This is a genomic window from Chloroherpetonaceae bacterium, from assembly GCA_025056565.1.
Classification (GTDB): domain Bacteria; phylum Bacteroidota; class Chlorobiia; order Chlorobiales; family Thermochlorobacteraceae; genus Thermochlorobacter.
This window is the reverse complement of the sequence record JANWWA010000047.1, coordinates 1-838: the sequence shown is the minus strand read 5'-3', so window position 1 is coordinate 838 and position 838 is coordinate 1. Positions and strand designations below refer to the sequence as shown.

The 838-nt window shown below is 34.2% G+C and carries 2 protein-coding genes; both read left to right on the top strand.

Annotation, left to right across the window (positions count from 1 at the left end; translation table 11 throughout):
• Positions 1-128 precede the first annotated feature (128 nt).
• The gene (locus NZM05_12600; protein MCS7014454.1) at positions 129-545 is read left to right on the top strand and encodes a hypothetical protein; all 417 of its coding nucleotides are present in this window, start codon (positions 129-131) and stop codon (positions 543-545) included.
• Positions 546-636: 91 nt separating this feature from the next.
• On the top strand, positions 637-838 hold a 202-nt coding region (locus NZM05_12595), incomplete at its 3' end, for a hypothetical protein (GenBank protein ID MCS7014453.1).

The following is an 838-nucleotide window of genomic DNA, read 5'->3' as shown; positions in this document are numbered from 1 at the left end:
TTTTTTGCATTTATTTTGTTTGAAATTTTTTTTTCTAAATTGAAACTTTTTGTGATAGAGAACCGTAAAAGTCAGTAGTGAAGTGATTTGTGGGACAAATAACATCAACATCAAACACAAGGAAAAATATGAATCAGATTTCAATCGACGGTACACTGAAGAAACTGCTTGACGGCTTTGGCATGACAGAATTGGAATTGTGTGAAGCCGTTTTTTATTCAGACAAACCATCCCTTCTAAGATTTATAAAGCAGCATCTTATTGAAGACTCACTCTGCAGAAAATTCAATGCCTCTCAGAGTGATTTGATCTATGGGTTTTCAGAAACTGCCCAGGACATTTTGTTTGAAAAATTTTATATATATCCGGAAGAATTACAGTATGTTGACAGTAGAAGACTGAACTCTCCGTTTATAGAAGACTTCGTTGTTGCGTTTTTAGATAACGATTATGTATTACTTGCTGCACAAACACTCTTTACTACAATCTCTCCTGTCTTTTTCATGTTCAAAGGAGCAACTCATCTTTTAAGAGTGCTCCACTAAAACCATGCCGATAAACGTGCCGATAGAGGACATCATTCCTCTATCGGCTTTTTTTGTTTGTTTTTTTTTTCTAAATTTTTTTTTTTTGAAAATGAAACTTTTTTATCAAAAAATCGTAAAAGAAACAAAAAAAAGGAACATGCAAATGAACAACATGAAACAAATCTTAAACAGTGCCGGGTATCTATGTGATGATGCACTCGCCCGGCAAGTACAGGCTGTTTTTGCACTCAAGCTCCTGAAAGGGGCATTTCTACCTCTATCGGCTTTTTTTGTTCTTTTTTTTTCTAAAT

Coding starts and splice junctions, on each gene's coding strand:
- NZM05_12600 (MCS7014454.1), top strand. CDS start 129: ATGAATCAGATTTCAATCGACGGTACACTGAAGAAACTGCTTGACGGC.